This is a genomic window from Nostoc sp. C057 (assembly GCF_013393925.1).
In the GTDB taxonomy this organism is placed as follows: Bacteria; Cyanobacteriota; Cyanobacteriia; order Cyanobacteriales; family Nostocaceae; genus Nostoc; species Nostoc muscorum_A.
This window is the reverse complement of record NZ_CP040281.1, coordinates 3681714-3699063: the sequence shown is the minus strand read 5'-3', so window position 1 is coordinate 3699063 and position 17350 is coordinate 3681714. Positions and strand designations below refer to the sequence as shown.

General features: G+C 40.9%; 15 protein-coding genes and 1 pseudogene. 9 read left to right on the top strand and 7 right to left on the bottom strand.

Annotated features, from left to right (window positions below; translation table 11 throughout):
- Positions 1-319 precede the first annotated feature (319 nt).
- Positions 320-1468 carry a DegT/DnrJ/EryC1/StrS aminotransferase family protein gene (locus FD724_RS15970; protein WP_179073300.1) on the top strand — a complete coding sequence of 383 codons (1149 nt, stop codon included), beginning with the start codon at positions 320-322 and terminating at the stop codon, positions 1466-1468.
- Between the two features lie 151 nt (positions 1469-1619).
- On the opposite strand, the gene FD724_RS15965 is transcribed toward FD724_RS15970, so the two are convergent.
- Positions 1620-2366, bottom strand: coding sequence for a DUF561 domain-containing protein (locus FD724_RS15965; RefSeq protein ID WP_179073299.1), 747 nt, complete (start codon positions 2364-2366; stop codon positions 1620-1622).
- A 254-nt stretch (positions 2367-2620) separates the two neighbouring features.
- Between FD724_RS15965 and FD724_RS15960 the strand changes: the two genes are divergently transcribed.
- The gene (locus FD724_RS15960; RefSeq protein ID WP_179073298.1) at positions 2621-3427 is read left to right on the top strand and encodes a class I SAM-dependent methyltransferase; all 807 of its coding nucleotides are present in this window, start codon (positions 2621-2623) and stop codon (positions 3425-3427) included.
- 46 nt (positions 3428-3473) lie between these two features.
- Here FD724_RS15960 and FD724_RS15955 read toward each other — a convergent pair whose 3' ends face one another.
- The 3 genes from FD724_RS15955 to FD724_RS40935 form a co-directional block, all read right to left on the bottom strand.
- On the bottom strand, positions 3474-4016 hold the full coding sequence (locus FD724_RS15955; RefSeq protein ID WP_179073297.1) for a Uma2 family endonuclease: 543 nt from the start codon (positions 4014-4016) through the stop codon (positions 3474-3476).
- 117 nt (positions 4017-4133) lie between these two features.
- The gene (locus FD724_RS15950; protein WP_256874575.1) at positions 4134-6014 is read right to left on the bottom strand and encodes a tetratricopeptide repeat protein; all 1881 of its coding nucleotides are present in this window, start codon (positions 6012-6014) and stop codon (positions 4134-4136) included.
- 131 nt (positions 6015-6145) lie between these two features.
- The gene (locus FD724_RS40935) at positions 6146-6286 is read right to left on the bottom strand and encodes a hypothetical protein (protein ID WP_256874574.1); all 141 of its coding nucleotides are present in this window, start codon (positions 6284-6286) and stop codon (positions 6146-6148) included.
- A 376-nt stretch (positions 6287-6662) separates the two neighbouring features.
- Here FD724_RS40935 and FD724_RS15945 point away from each other — a divergent pair, with 376 nt between their 5' ends.
- Both FD724_RS15945 and FD724_RS15940 read left to right on the top strand, forming a co-directional pair.
- Entirely contained in the window at positions 6663-6935 is a 273-nt protein-coding gene (locus tag FD724_RS15945; RefSeq protein WP_179073296.1) for a hypothetical protein, read from the top strand.
- 111 nt (positions 6936-7046) lie between these two features.
- Positions 7047-7274, top strand: a complete 228-nt coding sequence (locus FD724_RS15940; protein ID WP_163933087.1) for a hypothetical protein — start codon at positions 7047-7049, stop codon at positions 7272-7274.
- 234 nt (positions 7275-7508) lie between these two features.
- Here FD724_RS15940 and FD724_RS15935 read toward each other — a convergent pair whose 3' ends face one another.
- On the bottom strand, positions 7509-8408 hold the full coding sequence (locus tag FD724_RS15935; protein ID WP_179073295.1) for a hypothetical protein: 900 nt from the start codon (positions 8406-8408) through the stop codon (positions 7509-7511).
- Between the two features lie 425 nt (positions 8409-8833).
- Positions 8834-10123, bottom strand: coding sequence for a vanadium-dependent haloperoxidase (locus FD724_RS15930; RefSeq protein ID WP_179073294.1), 1290 nt, complete (start codon positions 10121-10123; stop codon positions 8834-8836).
- Between the two features lie 582 nt (positions 10124-10705).
- Here FD724_RS15930 and mnmA point away from each other — a divergent pair.
- From mnmA to FD724_RS15910, 4 genes and pseudogenes are all read left to right on the top strand, one after another.
- A complete protein-coding gene (gene mnmA / locus FD724_RS15925) occupies positions 10706-11761 on the top strand; it encodes a tRNA 2-thiouridine(34) synthase MnmA (RefSeq protein WP_179073293.1) in 1056 nt (351 codons plus the stop codon).
- 678 nt (positions 11762-12439) lie between these two features.
- On the top strand, positions 12440-12781 hold the full coding sequence (locus FD724_RS15920; RefSeq protein ID WP_179073292.1) for a hypothetical protein: 342 nt from the start codon (positions 12440-12442) through the stop codon (positions 12779-12781).
- 87 nt (positions 12782-12868) lie between these two features.
- Positions 12869-13884 (top strand): annotated as a pseudogene (locus tag FD724_RS15915) (transposase).
- A 207-nt stretch (positions 13885-14091) separates the two neighbouring features.
- Positions 14092-14796, top strand: coding sequence for a hemopexin repeat-containing protein (locus FD724_RS15910; protein ID WP_179073291.1), 705 nt, complete (start codon positions 14092-14094; stop codon positions 14794-14796).
- Positions 14797-15201: 405 nt separating this feature from the next.
- Here FD724_RS15910 and FD724_RS15905 read toward each other — a convergent pair whose 3' ends face one another.
- Positions 15202-15855 carry a Uma2 family endonuclease gene (locus tag FD724_RS15905; protein ID WP_179073290.1) on the bottom strand — a complete coding sequence of 218 codons (654 nt, stop codon included), beginning with the start codon at positions 15853-15855 and terminating at the stop codon, positions 15202-15204.
- Between the two features lie 196 nt (positions 15856-16051).
- On the opposite strand from FD724_RS15905, the gene sat reads away from it, so the two are divergent.
- Entirely contained in the window at positions 16052-17230 is a 1179-nt protein-coding gene (gene sat / locus FD724_RS15900; RefSeq protein WP_114080470.1) for a sulfate adenylyltransferase, read from the top strand.
- Positions 17231-17350: the final 120 nt, after the last annotated feature.

The window sequence follows — 17350 nt, the reverse complement described above, 5'->3', positions numbered from 1 at the left end:
ATCTCCTAGTATTTTCTTCTCAAAGCAGCTTACACACCTGGAACTTTGATCCGATGTGTTGGATCTTGGTTGATATATATCACCTTCATCAATTCAAAATTAAAAAATGGTACAACCTTAACATGGCAAACTCCTAGTATGTCTACTATCTGTAAATTAAATGTGCGGTAGTCTACCGCGCCACAATTTAAGTAAAAACCCTAATAGATGCGTATCTTAGGCGATAGTCTCTTAGTTGCTCCTTTTTGATTAACAATTCAATCAGCAAAAATTGACTCTCGAAGTGCATCCTTTGTATCTCCCGATAAAATGAGAACTCATGATCCAAAGTGTAAATCCCATCCCTGCCTTTGATATCAAGCAGCAATACACCACCATCGAAGCAGAAGTAAGTGCAGCCGTTTTAGAGGTTCTGGCTTCTGGCCGCTATATTGGCGGCCCCCTAGTTGAAAGCTTTGAGCAACACTTTGCTGCTTATAATACTGTTACTCAATGTGTGGCTTGTAATTCTGGTACTGATGCGCTCTACTTAGCGTTACGAGTCTTGGAAATTGGTGCAGGCGATGAAGTGATTACAACGCCTTTCACCTTTATTGCTACATCTGAAGTAATTAGCGCCGTAGGTGCAAAACCTGTTTTCGTTGACATTGACGCTACTACCTTTAATTTGGATGTGGAGCAAGTAGCAGCAGCGATTACACCTAAAACTAAAGCGATTATCCCGGTTCACCTATTTGGACAACCTGTGGATATGACATCACTAATGGCGATCGCTCAATCTCACAATTTGTCAATAATTGAAGATTGCGCTCAGTCTACAGGCGCAATGTGGGCCAATGAAAAAGTAGGAAGTATTGGACATATTGGTTGCTTTAGTTTCTACCCTACCAAAAATCTTGGTGGTTGCGGCGATGGCGGGGCAATAACGACTAATGATCCTGCGATCGCTACTAAACTGCGAATACTCCGGGAGCATGGTAGTAAAGTTAGATATTTACACGAGGAAATCGGTGTAAATAGCCGCTTGGATGCTCTCCAAGCAGCCATATTGCAAATTAAACTGCGTTATTTAGATACTTGGAACGATCGCCGCCGAGATATCGCCAATTATTACTATCAGTTCCTTAGCCAAATTCCGGGAATCATCCCGCCTCAAGAATTACCTGGGGGTATTGGGGTATGGAATCAATACACTGTTCGCATCTCAGGTGAAGGGCGAAATGGTTCTAGTGCCAAATATCGAGATTGGGTGCGTAATCAATTGCAAGAACAGGGCGTAAGTTCAATGATTTATTACCCCTACCCTTTACATTTGCAGCCAGTTTATCAAAATCTGGGCTATCAAATTGGGGACTTACCAATAGCAGAGCAAGCTTGTCATGAAGTCATAGCTTTGCCCATGTTCCCTGAATTGACACAGCACCAGCAAGACCAAGTTATTTATGCGTTGAAGGATTGTTTGGGGTGAAGGGAGTGGAGGAGAGGGGGAAAGGGGGCAGGGGAGCAGGGGGCAAGGGGACAAGGGGGAATTATTGAACAAGTCTCTCCCTTGTCTTCCCCCTCTTCCTTGTCTCTTCTCTATGCCCAATTCCCAATGCCCAATGCCCCCTCCCTATTTCTTACTTCTGAGTTAGCACTCTTGCTGTCGCCAAAGCTTCTACTAAGCCACGTACAGCAGCAATCATTGCTATTTCGCTATTGAGTTGGTTTATGGCGGAACCAACACCAACACCAGCTGCACCAGCTGCGATCGCTAATGGTGCTGTAACGTTAGAAATACCTGAAGCACACAATACTGGCACTGACACCACACGGGAAATCTCAAAAGCTGCTGCCAAGGTGGGAGCAGCTTTTTCAATTAATCCTAAAGTTCCAGCGTGAACTGGGTTACTGCTAGTACCGCCTTCGGTTTGGATAATATCTGCTCCAGCTTTCACCAGTTCTTCTGCTAATTGCACCTGTTGATCTAGTTCCAAAATGTGAGGAACGGTGACAGATAAGGTGATTTCTGGGAGTAGAGCGCGGGTTTGCTTAGTCAGCGCTAGCACTTCTGGAGCCTCAAAGCGGCGACCTTGAGCATAGAAGGAATCGAAATTCCCGATTTCAATTAAATCAGCACCAGCCGCTACAGCTTGCACAAACTTTTCTGGATCTACTGCTGATACACAAATTGGTAATTTTGTCAAAGTTCTAGCTAACTGTACCAAAGCGCGATCGGCGGCAATATCAACAAAAGTAGCACCGCCAAATTCAGCTGCTTTGACAGTAGCAGCAACGCTAGCAGCGTCGAAGTTATTCAAGCCGCTAATCACTTTCAGAACGCGGCGGTTAGTAAATGCACGTTGGAGTGTAGGATGCATCGTCATGGTTAGGCTTTTGAAGCTATGAAGATTATAAATTAGGTATATTCTACCGTTACTCAGTTGATGAGGAACTAAATCACTATGGCAGTTGCCAAATTTTGATAGTTTTATCCTTTACCGCCACTAACCAAAATTTTGCTCTCCCAATTCACCTAGGTGTTAAATGCTGTACAACACTACCATGAAGCATAAAGTTCAGCAGATATCTATGTGAAAATAATTTAGTTCTGTTAAGTAATTCTTTTCAGGAGGAGGACATGACTGAAGAAAGCATGGCAAAATTTGACGAGCAAGAAATACTTGAACTTTGGGATCATAGAGCTAAAGACTGGGATATTCAAGTTGGGGATGATGGTGACAGCAATCGAATTTTGAACTCAGATCCAGTAATATGGAGTTTCGCTGGTAACGTTGCGGGATTGTCTGTTCTCGATGCTGGTTGTGGTACAGGATATCTAGCACGCCACCTTTGCCTTAAAGGGGCCAGTGTGACTGGTGTAGATTTTTCAGCTCAGATGATAGAAATTGCCAAATTCAGAGCTAGCCAAAATAATCTAGATATAGATTTTCATTTGGATTCATGCACTGAACTAAAGTCGCTTCCAGATGAGCAATTTGATATGATCGTCTCAAATTATGTTCTCATGGATTTGCTCGATCTCGAAGGAGCAATAAGAGCATTCAATCGTGTTCTTAAGCCTACTGGTATTGCAATCCTTGTGTTCTCACATCCTTGCTTTCCCCAAGGAAACTCAACAACTGTAAATGAGGATGGGATAGTTTCTTATAGTTGGGCCTCTTCATACTTTGAAAGGACACAACACAACGACGAACCTTGGAATCATTTTACAACACCATTTATCTGGTTTCACCGCCCTCTTTCCGATTACTGGAAAGTCTTCAAGGCAGCAGGTTTTTCTGTAGACGAATTTGAAGAACCAAGAATTACCCCAGAGCGATATCATCTTGCAGAAAATGACCGAAAGCTTTTCAATTCCAAAACACGTCCCTATTCGGTAGTTTTTAAACTTCTGAAGGTTAAAGGATTACATAGCAATCCATAACATTTAGTTCTATCCATCTACATCTGTAGGATCTTTTACCACTATCCTAGTCAAACTCTAAAGGCCACAAATCGGCAATTGGTACTTCCCATCCTGGTAGCAAATCGGGAACTGTTAAAATATCCCCATCACGAAGTATTATTGCTTCTTGTCCAGGGTTGTAAACTTCAACAATCCGCTCATCTGGATTGAGTAAAATTCCTACCTTAGTTCCCAAACTCAGAAATTCTTGAATTTTGGCTCTCAAATCCTCTAAATTATCACTAGGGGACTTCACCTCGACAGTCAAATCGGGAGCCAATTGAGCAAAAGACTTGGGACTGCGACGCAAGCGTTCGGCTAAAACAAATGAAGCATCCGGTGCGCGTAAATCTGAATTTGGCAATCTGAAACCAGCGCTAGAAGCTGCTGTTCGTCCCAGTTTTCGCGGTCTAACCCAGTTACGTAACTCGGCAATCATTGCAGCTGCGACTTCATCTGATTCGTATCCTGATGGACTTGAAACAATAATATTATCCTTAACTAGTTCCATACGATAGTCAGGATACTGTTGCTGCATTTTTTCCAAGTCTTCAAGCGTTAGGGACATAAAACCTCTACTGATTACACGCTCTGTATCTATTATGGAGACAACAGACCTCTCACTCAAAAGACTTCATATCTAAATGAGAAAACAGAAATAAGCAGTAAAGCTGAATATGATCGCTTACTTTTCAAAACACTCCATTGCTATTTGAACCTTCTCAACTTGCCTTGGTGCTTGCATTTCGTTAAAGAGTGCGTAGGCGTAGCCCGTCGCAGACATTGCTTGCACAAAACTTTCTCTATTTTGATCAATTTCACCCATTTTCTTATGAGTCAATGCCAACTGATAATAAGCCTCAGCTAAGTCTGATTTAGCACCAATTTTATCAAGAATTTCTATGGCTTCTGAATGATGAAAAATTGCTCTTGCAAATTCTCCCTGTTCTCGAAAAAGTTCCGCAAGACAACTTATAGCTTTAGCCTTAATCTGAGTAAAGTTGTTTTCTTCAGAATGAAATATAGCTCGTTGGCACAACTCAAAGGATTTTTTCAGATTACCTAAATTTTTATAAGTTAAGCAGAGAGTTACTAAACTATGCCCTATTCCCCACAAAGTTACTCTAGTTGATGTTGAGATGCTAGAAAAGGCAACTTCAGCAAGATTAAAGGCATCTTCTCTGCTACCAAAGCGTGATTTTATCATAGCTAGACAGCATTGAGCATAAGTCATGTAATCATCAAGATTGCTATTTTGTTCAGCAAGTATACAAACAGAATTGAAACAATCTTCGGCTGCTTCTATTTCCCATAATTCAAGTTTGCAAAGCCCTGTATTAAACAAAATAGAAATTTCTGTTTGTTTGGCATCTAATGTGCCTAAGACTTTTCCTGATTTCTCATAGCATTCTATCGCTTCTCTAATGCAACCGATTATTCGATATGTATAGCCAAGTATATTGTAAAGTCTAATTAATATTTCTGGCGATTTTATATCGTCTATTATTCGTTGAATTACAGAGAAATTTTTCTGAAGTAGTCCCAATTGGTAAAAAGAGGAACCTAAAGGTAAACCTGTACCCCATTTTTTACCTCTTCCTTGTAAGATTACATCACCAGCTTTCTCAAAATCACTAATTTCTACATAATGATAATAAGCTTCTAAAGCAGTTAAAGCATCATTTATATTTGTAATAGATACAACTCTCTGTGTCCAACATTCTGCGGCTTTTCGGTTTACTAATTCCCATTCTTCACTGATTAATCTTAATCTACTAATCGCTTCATCACGAATTACAGGATGTAACCAGTATTGTCCTTTTTTCGCTTCTATCAAAGACAAATCTTGTAGAGCTTTAATTACACCTCGACGTTTTTGGGCTGGTACATCCCAAAGCAAACATAAAACTCCCTCGATAGGTAGTGAAGGAATATCTTGATAACGATAGCATCCTAAACGACAAAGGAGACGATAAGCTTCTAAGTCAATTTGTTGGAGACGGGTAAATTGACTGGCGACTAAATCTTTTAATTCTCTTTCTATTAATAAATCTGTAGAGTTTTCCTGCCAATATGAATGGATATCACCAGAAAAATCCGTCAATATTGCTCCTCGGAGAATTTGCATTGCTTTGGCGTTACCTCCATAAGCACTGCACATTTCGCTGAGAATAGTACAATCACAATTGATGTGGCAACTGCTGAAAAATTCTCGCCATGCTTCATCATCTAAACCTTCAAGTGGGTAGAGATAAACCTCTAGACTAGACTCCCGTAAACGCTCACGACTTGTGACTAAAGTAACTGAATGCACATCTGAGTCTGCTAATACTCTCAATAGCTCAACATAAGGGCGACGATATTCTAGGAACTTACCATTTTTATCGAGAGCAGTTTCTAGATTATCGATAAATACCCCAATTTTAGAAGTTTGTTCTCGGAGTTTGCGCCGTAGTCGTTCTAGGCTGATACCAAAATCGCCTCCCGGTTCTTCGTTAAAGTATCGTCGTAGCCATTCTTCAACTACACTCTCTACAGGAGTCAGGTTTTGGATTTCTGTGGCCATCCACAGTTCTAGGACAAAATTAAATTTTTGACTTTTAAAATATTTGCGTGCTAATCTTGTTTTGCCAACACCACCTTCACCCTGGATGAGGATAACTTTTTCTCCCCGATTGAATAAGGTGTGGAGTTCGGCTATTTGGCGATATGCTGGTAAGTCCGCTTTTCATCCTCCCACAAATTACGCAAGATAATCCTTTGAGTTTTATCTAGATGTTCTCCCGTCTGGAGAAAAACCAAGTTATCTACAAACTCTAAGGCCTCTTCTACACCCATTTGCTAACTTGATGTATCATTTGTAATTCATTATAACGATATTTTTACTACTTCTTCCTACCCACCATACTACAAAATACTTTTTCCTACTCGGTAGGAAGCTTACTTTATCCGACTGAAAAGCATTATGGACTGTATTACTCTTGTAAGTAATACAGGCGAAGTTAAGTTAAGCGCCAATAATAAGGTGGTTGAGGATAGATTTTACCAGCGCTACTACTGCAACCTTAGTAAATCACAGATGTTATTTGTTACCGTCCTAGATCAATGACTCATGAAAGTGGGGTCTACTAAACAGCAGTGGGTATTAACTAACTAGATTCTGTAGAGCGTATTTACAACCAAGTATGTAAGTCTTTATCCTACAGGAGGTTCAATGATGTTAGACAGAGATTGTCATCATGATTGCAATCAAAATCAGTGCCCTTTTGCCCAAGATACACGTAATCCCAATAGATATGTTTGCCTCAAATGTGGTGTTGAGCGAGAAATAAATAACTATTCTTCTAGTTTCGGCTCGTTTTTGCTGCTGTTGTTGGGCTTGTTTATTTCGTTCCAACTATTAGTTAATTACGAAAAGCAAAGCAATCCACAAAGGCAACAACAGTCTTTGAATAATTTACCCTATCAGGGAAATATCCACGTGTAAAACTAATCTTCGTACTGGGTATGATTTCCCATTTCTGATTTTTTAAATGAGAAATTGGAAATCAAAGAAAATATTCACTGCTAAAAATCAGCTACTTTCGTGAGTAAAATTATGGACACCAATCAAGATACACTTCTCTTTCGCTTTGCTTCTAAGTCTTTGAAATATTTCTTGTTAGTGCTGTTTGGGATTGCGATCGCTTACGTCCTATCCAGTGGTTTAGGTATCTTACAAATCATACCTATACTGCTGTACCTGTTACAACAGTTTTTGCTTCCTGTGGGAATTATCCTTTTGTGTTTAATTACAATAGCGGTAATTATTGAATCCCTGCGTTAAGAATTGTGGAAGTGGAGAGTCTATCAATTTTGGATTTTAAATTTTAGATTTGTTCTTCAATTCAAAATTCAAAATCTCAAATGGATGGACTCCCAATACTTTTCGGATAAACCCAATAATCTCTCTTTTGGTCTGGGGAAAGGTTAAAAGGCAATGGGGAAAGGGAAATTCAAACCCTTTCCCTTTCCCCTTTTCCCCAAAACCCGAAAAGTATTGGATGGACTCCAAACTTCTTCATTTACCGTAGAAAACCCTGGCATTTCGGTATCCTATATTTCGCAGATACTTATTCCATTCCTCAGCTTGGAATCGATCGGCGAAAGGCCCTACTGCTACGTGTGGCCCTCGTGGTTGCGTCCTTTCGAGGACTGCGCCAGATCGTCCTAAATCTTGACTAAATCGGGCTAGATTCTGCCTAATTTGTTCTGCGATCGCAGATAACTGTTCTTGAGTAGTCGGAATAACGACATAATATCTAGAGGCTTGCTTGGGAGGATTTATATTGCTGCGTTCCCCTATGCCTCTATTACCTACATCTATTTCCTGTCCATTACCAAAGCTGATAATCCGAGCGCTATATATTCCCCGTGACTGTAACTCATTCACCCGTTGTTGGGCGTTAGATACTCTGTTAAAAACACCTGACTGAATAACATTCCTTCCTTGGTACTCGCGAATGTAAGCACTGGGTTCAATCTGGCGGATTGCTTGTAACGTCTGGAAATCACTACTATCTACGTAAACTAAGTAGCGCTCAAAGTTCTGGTTATATTGACTAAACTGTGTAGGTTGGGGGGGCTGAAAGTTCTGACCGGATTGATTATTTTGTAATGGTTGCGGGGGTTGAAAGTTCAGATCCGATTGATTATTTTGTAATGGTTGCGGGGGTTGAAAGTTTAGATCCGATTGATTATCCTCCACTAGTTCTGCTGGTTGTAACTGCGGTGATGGCTGTTGACCAAAGGGAATTGGCGGTGGTGGTAAAGCTTCACCTCCTTGTTGAGCCAGTAGCATACTGTTGTGGATTTCTGCTTGTGCTGGGGCATAGTCAGGAATCAGCACTAACCATCCTCCTACTAACAGGGGGAGAAATCGGATAGTGGGCTTCCAACCCTCAGAACTTCGGCGCAGCATCTGAAAAGGGGTAAATTTACTTGGTATTCCTCTCGACATAGTACTTAGAAAGTAGTCAAAGTATTTTTAAGCAATTTCCATGAGGAACTAATTAGTTCACCGTTGTAGCAACCACTATATAGCGTTAACGTAAAATTAGCTCATCTGCGTGGCAAAAAATACATCTGTAACCATTCTTAGATAGCCATCTGCATTCATTTTTGACCGCCCCAAAACTGGTTCATCTGCTCTGCTAATGAATGGCTAATTAGAGGCTCTTTAGATACATTTGTAGGGGCACACAGCTAGCTGTGCGCCCCTACGATGGGATGTTTTTTCGCTGGAAGTCCCTTATCCAATCAGAAATTGAGTTAAAAGCCCAAATGAATACACTCCTATACGACTAGGAATGAGGAAAATATTAGCGCTGTGCTACTTAACTACAATTATTGTGTCAGTAAGCTTTCAAACAGAAAGTCTGCCAATTTGGTGCCAGACACATAAGCTGCGTCTGCATCCCATTGAAAATGGACACCAAGATAAACACGACTGCGCCCATTCTCTAAAGCTGCGGAAGAGAAACTATTAAATGTCCGTGTGATTCTAATGCCATTATTGCCCCTCGCACTTGGATCTTCAGATGTTGCCGTAAAAGTAACATTGTCGGTGCCAAAGAAGTTCCGCAAAATACCAGCATGGACTGCTCCGAAAGTGGCATGACCAGAGATATAGGCTGGAAATGAAGGAGAAAATCTAGTGCCATCAGCACTGGGTGATAGAGGTCTCCAAGTGGGATCAGCAGTTGTTCCAGGGTTGTTGTCTTCAAATGCCCTTTGAATTGCCGTTTCTGGTCTCCACAAATCCAAATCGGTGTCGTACTTCGCATCCCATGCCAAGATTGCCGCATCGCCTAAACCTAAACCCACCAAAGCAAACAACCGTGCATTTTCGGAAAAGCTCAGACATCTCAATTTAGAGACAATCTGGGTTATGGTATAAAGTTGTCCAGGTGGCTTATATGTTCCATCAAGATCATTTGCCCAGAAAAGAGCAATATCGGTTTGTTCTTGAGTCCGTTCAGTAGAGTTAGCAGCACCAAGCCGTTTTACTTCATTTACTTGAGCAGCATATTCAACACTGGCCAGTAGATCCTGTTTACTGCTGAAGCCTGCCGGTTTAGTCGGACGAAACTTCTTAATTAAGGTTGGCGAAAAAGGTTTTACTTTGCCCCAATTGGGGGTAGTTGCAGGGCCAGAACCAGTTGGTCGCCAATCACCAGGCTGATGTCCTGATTTGTAATCGGTCTTGTCATCAAAGCCGTCCCCTTCTCGATTTTTGAGGATTGCTTTAGCTGCGGCGATTCCAAGTTCTTTACCATCATCAATGCTCTGTTGCGACACACCACTGCTTTTAATTTCATGGATGGCTTTCTCTCGTTCTGCATCAAAAAAGCTCTGGTTTTTATTTTTGGACTTGGGAAAATTGGCATTAGGATAAACGGTGTCGCTACTTAATACAGTAAATGCAGCATAAACTGCTGCTGCTTCTTTAGAAGCTCCTAATTTTACCGGAAGAATTTCTAAATACGGTTTGTAGTCTTGATCAATGGAATTGACAGCATCGTATATTGCAGCATGTAATATAGCACCAGTACGGGAGATTGGCCCAGGTGCGCCACCGTTCATACGAATTGTTTGTAAATATACATTGTTCCAATTAATAACTTGGTCTGTCATAAATATTCCTTTGCTTAATTTTGCCTTTACCCTGGTTGCGGATCTAATTTTCAAGTCAGAAGTAAACTAATACCCCTTCTCTATGAGACGCTACACGAACGCATAATTCTTAATTCGTAATTACTGTTGCGTAGGGGTTTTAGATATTTGATAAGAGTGGCTTATTTACGCCAGCCTCTACTAGGCAGGTGGCGGAAATAACTATCCAATTTAGTAAGGCTTAAAAGTTTACTTTACAAGCTTTCTTACCTTCTAATCTTCCCTAAACTCTGCCTAGCTTGATGCTTCCCCGTCGACATTCGGGCAATACTCAATGATTCGCCAACACCACCCAATCAAATAGCTTACTTTTTACTTTTTGCACTAGACTCTACCAGGGTTTGTATTCCGAATATAGAAGTATTTCTGAATGCTTAATAGTACCCTCTGGGGTACTATTTCCAATGCGTGCATAAACTGCTTTCACTTTTACTACGATCGCCTCGATTTCCTTCCTTTAAAACCGAAGTGCTTTGGTAGCAAGGCTTTGGAAGAGTGTGTGCTACAATTGGACAACCACGCAGCTATCGTGTCGTGCTTTGTATGAAAAAAGTCGTCGTTGGTCTTTCTGGTGGCGTTGACAGTTCCACCGCCGCAGCTATCCTGCACCATCAGGGCTATGAAGTGATTGGTTTGACTCTTTGGCTAATGAAAGGCAAAGGTCAATGTTGCTCTGAAGGTATGATCGACGCGGCTGATCTCTGTGAACAACTGGGCGTTCCCCATCAAATTGTAGATATTCGGGATCTCTTTCAAACCCATATTGTCGATTACCTGGTGACTGGCTACAGTGCTGGAATCACACCTTTGCCTTGCTCTCAATGCAATAAAACGGTGAAGTTTGGGCCAATGGTGCAGTATGCTCGTGAAGAATTGGGGTGCGATCGCATCGCCACCGGTCATTATGCCCGAATTAGCTATGACGAAGCAACTGGACGTTACCAGTTATTAAGGGCTATTGACCGCAACAAAGACCAGTCATACTTCCTCTATGATTTGTCTCAAGATTTACTTGCAGCAACTATCTTTCCTCTCGGCGAACTAGAAAAAACTGACACGCGGCGGATTGCAACTGAATACGGACTGAAAACTGCTGATAAGCCCGAAAGTCAAGACTTGTGCTTAGTGGAAAGTAACGGTTCCATGCGGGCATTTTTGGATAAATATTTAGCTCCTAAAACAGGCGATATTGTCGATACTACAGGCAAAATTTTGGGACAGCATGATGGTGTGCATCATTACACCATTGGCCAGCGCAAAGGCTTGGGGATTGCTGCTGCCGAACCATTGTATGTGATTGAATTAGATGCGGAAAATAATAAAGTAGTAGTAGGCGATCGCACTAAGGTAACTCAGCCAGAATGCACTGTAAATCGGGTAAATTGGGTTTCTATTGCTGAACCATCCACCCCAATTCATGCCGAAGTGCAAATTCGCTATCGTTCAACGCCTACAGCAGCGATGGTGATTCCGTTGGAAAACTCCCGTGTGCGTTTGGTATTTGATGAACCCCAAATCAGTATCACCCCCGGGCAAGCGGCGGTGTGGTACGACGGGGAAAAAGTCTTAGGTGGCGGAATAATTGAACAGTTTAGTTGAATCTTACCCAGGTTTCGGTAGAAGTCAAAACTGCCCCTCCTGTGACCTTCAGATAGGCAAAAGCTGCCCTGAGTTTTGGAGGGGTATTTTTGTGTTCAAATTGGATAATAATGCCAGAAAAAGAGCTACTCCTCAAAACTCTAATTCAGTAGCAGAGTCGGATAAAATTGAATTTTTTAACTAGATTAAGTTGCTGCTGCCACCGCTCTCTAACTTTAGTCTTATTTCCAATAACATTATATTGAAACCGTATTCAGTCAGATCGCGGGTATTTTCCCAAAATTTTTTCATGCTTGTACTTTCAAGAGTTTTTACTGAAGGTTGAAGCATTTATTTTTTCATTTACCCTACAACAAGCATTTATTGAATAAGTTAAATGAGTAAGAATTGACCAAGATAAATATTGTTCAATTGTTAGGACACTCCATAGAACATCTGCTTCATATATATTTACAAAACTGTTTCTTATCTGTCTTATGTGTCCTTGTCTTTTGTGCTTTGAAGAGTGAATATATCTTTAATCGTTTTATAAGTTGACGAGTATCGAAAGCTTAAATTAGCTAATAACGGTTGTGAAAAATCCTAAAGTCACACCCGTACTACGAGCTACAAAAGTTTTTTCCTCAATAAGGAAATGCTCGGTCTGCAAATTACATTCAACTTCAATGGAGAATTAAAATGGAAAATCAAAAAAGATATGTCAAGTTATCTGTGGGCCACGAGCTTTTAGGAGTTAAATACGAATACAAACACTTTTTGACATCGACCTGTACAGAATCGTACAGCAAGTATCCGTGCTTATCTACTGATGATGCCTATGTTGCCTATTTTACGATGGAGATTTTCGATACTGATCGATGTTCCTTCAAGTTTTATGATGGCCCCTATAAAGACCGATGGATACACTACGACGGTGGCTATCTCTACGTTACCAGGACTTACGCAACTGGCACAGTGCGATCGCATTTTTATAGTAGTTATGTACTAGAAGGTGGTGGTGTACTCAGAGAACATTGCTGAAATTAGTAACAGTAATCGGCTGTATTAAGTATTCATCAAATCATGAGAAGATTAGCTGAGGAGGCATAAAATAAATCCTGTAGCTTTATGAGATTTACTAAACTTAACTATTGCCAGTACTTGTTAAGTAGTCAGATTAATTATACGCTGACAAATTTGGCAGAGCATTTAGAGCAGATCAGTCATGATAAAATCAACCGTTATTTAAAGAACGAAAAATTAACACCTCGGATTCTTTGGGATAACGTGAAAGATTTAATAGAAATAAATGAGAACGCCTACTTGGTTTTTGATGACACAGTAATTGATAAACGATATGCTATTGAAATAGAGCCAAGTAAACGCCAATATAGTGGCAATGAGCATGGTGTAATTCAAGGGATTGGGCTAGTAAATTGTGTATATGTAAATCATGAACTCGGAAAGTTTTGGGTAGTTGACTATCGCATTTATGACCCAGAACGAGAAAAGAAAAACAAAGATAGACCATGTGATGGAGATGCTGCAAAACCTTGTGTATAATAAGGTTTTACCATTTCAAGCTGTCTTGATGGACACTTGGTATGCGACAAATAAATTGATGTTATATATTGATGGATTAGGAAAATATTATTATTGTCCTCTAAAACGTAATCGACTTGTTGATGATACAGCAGGTGAAGAAGATTATCAAAAAGTTGAATTGTTATCTTGGAATGAAGAGGAGTTGAAATCAGGTAAAATAGTTAAAATAAAAAAAGTTTCCTCAAGCGAAAAAAGTGAAACTGTTCCGGGTAATTGTCTCCACCGACAAAACGGATTTTATCGCTACAAACGATTTATCTCAAGATTCTACGGACGTTGTACAAAAAGTGTGTAAGGTACGATGGAAGGTTGAGGAGTTTCATAGAGAATTAAAACAATTGACTGGTATTGAATCATGCCAATGTCGTAAGGGTCGTATTCAAAGAAATCATATTGCCTGCGCTATTTTAGTTTGGCTTAGGCTCAAAAATTTAGCTTATAAAACTGGTCAAACAATCTATCAAATTAAGCATGGATTGTTATCAAATTATTTAGTTCAGCAACTAAAACGTCCGAATGTTCCCATGTTTATTGCCTAGTTGTTTGGCGCACGGCGCGGCTACACCGCGCCATTGCTTGTGACAGTTGCGTAAGTCCTGGTTACATCCAAGTACGATTATTTAGCTGGTGATTTCAGTGATAACGGATCTACCGTGAAATTATGGACTAATCAAAATGGAACTAAATATTGGTTCAAAAAAGGGAACAAGTACAAAAATGATGCTTGCGACAATTTTTTCTATATCGTGAAAACGACTAATGAGAGTGAAGCACTCACTTTTAATATCACAGACATTCCTTCTAGTCTCCTCGAACCCCGCGATCGCCCTATCCCAAATCCTTTCAAAAAAGCTTATTTTTTCAAAGGGAACCAGTATATCCAGTTTGATATTGCTAATGATCGAGCCGATGAGGGTTATCCAAAACCGATTAAAGGCAATTGGCCGGGATTAGATGCCTTCGCTGACGGGTTCGATGCTGCCGTCCATTGGGACAATGAGAAGATTTATGTGTTCAAAGGCTCTGAGTATATTAGCTACGATGCGCCTACCGCTCAAATTGATAGTGGTTATCCAAAACCGATTAAAGGCAATTGGGCTGGAATGGATGACTTCACTAACGAGATTGATGCTGCCGTCAATCTAGGCAAGGGCCAAGTTTATTTCTTCAAAGGCCATTATTATACTCGCTATGATATTGCTGCCGAGCGAGCCGACAGTACTAGCTATAACATTTCATCTTCAGATTATTTGCCTGGAGTTAGTTTTGGGTCTATTGATGCCGCCCTGAATCTAGGTAATGGTAAAGTTTATTTATTCAAAGGATCTGAGTTTATTCGCTACGATATTGCTGCCGACAAAGCCGATGAAGGTTATCCAAAACCGATTAAAGGCAATTGGACTGGACTAGATGCCTTCGCCGATGGAATCGATGGTGCGACTGCGTTTTAGCCAACGATTTTAGCCAGAAGCTCAAAATCTTCAAAAACATCGATTTTCGGCGTTCCTGAATCGGAATATGAATTTACATTTTTTGAGAAAACTAAACAACGATTCTTTACCCCCACCTTTATATTTAAAGCGGGGGTTATTTATAAATCAAAAATATTATGTCCCATCTAGAGCTATCAGCAAATTATTTTAAAAGAGCGAAATTCTGATAATTTTTACCGTTCTCTAATACTTTGAAAATCAAGGTAAACATTGGAAAAACAAGGGTTGGTTTTATATCATTAAGTAAATCTCGGATATGGTTATTGCTCGGAATTTGATATAACCCAAACGGGCTTTGAGCATTATTATGCCCTTTGCTGTGTGCCATTGAACGTTGATGGGTAAGAAAGGAAGGACTCTCTATCAAAAACTACTTTTATCTAATGTTCCTTCAAACTCTTTCAAAGCTTGTACGGTTCCTACTTGCCAAGCTCGTTCAATTGTAGCGGCAATAATTTGAGTGAGAGGGATATTTGGAAAGTTAGGACTGTGATCAGATTCGATGTAATGTCCATCCCTGAGTAAATAAATTCTCAACTTTTTACTATCGTAAATCCATAGTTCTGGAACTGCGATCGCAACGTATGCATCAAGAGTTGTTTTTGATGTTACATCTGTTTCAATTGCCAAATCAGGAGGCGGATCATTTGGTTCTAGTTTGCGACGACCAATCATTCTTTGGTAATTTTGGATGTAGAAGCAAGCATCTGGTTCTACCCCCGCTATATTTTCCCGTTTGAAGGTAGTTGAACAGAAGGGTTCATAACTTTTCCCGGCGATCTTCAGCAAGATTTTGACAATATCCGAAATTAAGTCCTTTGATTTTTCGTGTTCGGGTAGAGGAACCATAATTTCTAACGTAGACTTGCTGTAAGCAACTCGTCGCGATCGCTTTTCCCCCAGTTCTTGCAAGATAGACTCAAATTCCTTCCAGCTTACATTTTGAATAGACACTGTACTACCAGGTGCTAGCCGCATTTGGCTAACAGGTTTAACAACGGGAGATACAGCAGTCATAAGCATTTTCCTTATAAAGGAACTATCCTGAAACTTAAGGCTGGATTAGCTTTAGCGTAACTTAATCAGATCGCTTAGAGGCTAGTTGCAACAATTTTCCTCCATTCTTTAAACTCTTTTTTTTCTCAGTACCAGCATTTTGATAAGTTAGTACATAATCTGAAACAATAACAGTTAATACAAAGAGGGGATTACGTTGAGTCACAATCCAGATGCCATAGCCCCCCACGGTGGACAGTTGGTTAACCGTATAGCCACACCAGAACAAAGAGCAGAGTTTCTCTCAAAAGCTGACTTTTTGCCGCGAGTGCAACTAGACGATCGCGCCGTTTCGGATGTAGAAATGATTGCGATCGGTGCTTTTAGTCCACTCACGGGTTTTATGAACCAAGAAGACTACGATCGCACTGTTACAGAAATGCGACTAGCTAATGGTCTTGTGTGGTCAATCCCGATTACACTATCGGTCAGCGAAGAAGTAGCTTCCCCCTTGCAAGAAGGTGGCTTAATTCGTCTGGATAACTCCAGAGGTGAATTTATTGCAGTTTTGCAACTCACGCAAAAATATAACTACGACAAAACCCGCGAAGCCATTAATGTCTACCGCACTGATGATGTCAAACATCCAGGCGTGCAGGTACTCTATAACCAAGGTACTGTACATCTGGCGGGTGATATTTGGCTGTTGCAGCGCGAACCTCATCCCCAGTTTCCCACTTACCAAATCGATCCCGCTGCCTCACGGCAATTATTTAAAGATAAGGGTTGGAAAACAATCGTTGGTTTCCAAACTCGCAACCCTATCCACCGCGCCCATGAATATATTCAAAAGTGCGCTTTAGAAATTGTTGATGGTCTATTTTTGCACCCATTAGTCGGGGCGACAAAAGAAGATGATATTGCCGCCGATGTGCGGATGCGCTGCTATGAAATTTTGCTGGAACATTACTACCCCTTAGACCGGGTAACTTTGGCAATTAATCCAGCTGCAATGCGTTATGCCGGGCCTCGTGAAGCCATATTCCATGCTTTAGTCCGCAAAAACTACGGCTGTACTCACTTTATCGTCGGACGGGATCATGCTGGCGTTGGTGACTATTACGGTACTTACGATGCACAATATATCTTTGATGAATTTGCCCCAGGCGAATTGGGCATTGTGCCGATGAAATTTGAACACGCTTTCTACTGCACGCGCACTAAGCAGATGGCAACATCTAAAACCAGTCCCAGCAAGCCAGAAGAACGCATTCACCTATCAGGGACAAAAGTCCGAGAAATGCTGCGGCGTGGTGAATTACCTCCACCAGAATTTTCTCGTCCAGAGGTGGCGGCTGAGTTAGCGCGGGCAATGCGGATAGAAGTACCTGTTTAGGGAATTGGGAATTGGGCATTGGTAAATAATTAATAGTTATTCTTCCCCTGCTCCCTCATCTCCCCACTCCCCAAACTTTTGTAACTTTACAATACAGAGTTCAGCCCTGTAAGCTGCTAG